The organism is Streptomyces sp. NRRL B-1347 (assembly GCF_000720325.1).
Taxonomy (GTDB): domain Bacteria; phylum Actinomycetota; class Actinomycetes; order Streptomycetales; family Streptomycetaceae; genus Streptomyces.
Genome location: NZ_JOJM01000224.1, coordinates 1 through 1,317, shown reverse-complemented (window position 1 = coordinate 1,317; position 1,317 = coordinate 1). Strand labels below are relative to the sequence as shown.

Genomic DNA, 1,317 nt, shown 5'->3' with positions numbered 1-1,317 from the left:
CTGAGGTGACTCCCGTCGTGTGGACACTCTGACAATGGATCTTGTAGGTCCGAGGAAGGGTGTCCTGGTGGGACGGAAGTCTCCATATCCGGTGGAGTTCAGGAACGACGCGGTGGCGTTGTACCGCGTGGCGGGGGGAAAGCGGACGTATGCCGCGGTCGCGGCGGACGTCGGGGTGACCGGCGAGACGTTGCGGAGCTGGGTCCGGCAGGCCGACGAACTCGCCGGCCGTGGGCAGGTTCGCGGCGGCGGGGTGGCAGAGAGCCGGGACGAGGAACTGGCCAGGCTGCGCGCGGAGAACGGTCGGCTGCGCAAGGCGGAGAAGGAGTGGGAGCTCGAGCGGGAGATCCTGCGCCGGGCGGCCCAGTATTTCGCCAGGGAGATGAGGGCATGACCGGCCGCTGGGACTTCATCTCCGCCCACCGCGCCGACTTCGGCGTGCAGCGGATATGCCGGGTCCTTCAGGTCTCCCGCTCGGGCTTCTACCAGTGGATTGCCGGGGCAGAGGCCCGACAGGCCCGCCGGGCGGCCGACGACGCCCTGGTCGCGGAGATCCGCAGGATCCATGCCGATCACAAGGGGACGTACGGAGTCCGCCGCGTCCATGCCGAGCTGCGGGGCTTCGGGCACACCGTCAACCGCAAGCGAGTCGAGCGGCTGATGCGCGTCAACCAGATCGAGGGCCGCCATCTGCACAGGCGCAAGCGCACCACGGTCCCGGACCGGGTCACGCCGCCCGCACCTGACCTCGTCCAGCGTGACTTCCGCGCAGGGCAGCTCAACGAGAAGTGGTGCGGCGACATCACATACGTGCAGGTCGGCGGCGCCTGGCTGTATCTGGCTTGCGTCATCGACATCTGCTCGCGCCGGGTGCTGGGCTGGTCGATGGCCACCCACATGCGCGCCGAACTCGTTATCGACGCGCTGAAGATGGCAGTGGCGGCCCGTGGCGGCAGCGTCCCCGGGGTGATCTTCCATGCGGACAGGGGCTCGCAGTACACCTCGGATGTGTTCGCCCAGGTCTGCGACGGTTTCGGGATCCGCAGGAGCATGGGCCGCGTCGGGTCGAGTTACGACAACGCCCTCGCCGAGAGCTTCTGGCAGGGGCTGAAACGAGAAGCCATACCCGGGCCGTTCGCAACAATCAGCCAGGCCAGGCTGGAACTCTTCCAGTGGCTGACGTACTACAACGCGCGACGGCGCCACAGCTCCCTCGGCTACCTCTCACCCGTCGACTTCGAACAGCAGCACCAGCGAGGACATAGACTCACACTCGCAGCATGAACCCCTGTGTCCACACTCCGGGGGTCACCTCAC

The 1,317-nt window shown here is 67.5% G+C and carries 1 protein-coding gene; it reads left to right on the top strand.

From position 1 onward, the window contains the following. The first annotated feature begins 67 nt into the window (after nucleotides 1-67). Nucleotides 68-1,284 (top strand): IS3 family transposase gene (locus IG74_RS0144610; protein ID WP_107059187.1). Its coding sequence is split into 2 segments (ribosomal slippage): nucleotides 68-323 and nucleotides 323-1,284, totalling 1,218 coding nucleotides; the frame shifts between segments, so codons are not numbered across the junction. The last annotated feature ends 33 nt before the right edge of the window (nucleotides 1,285-1,317 follow it).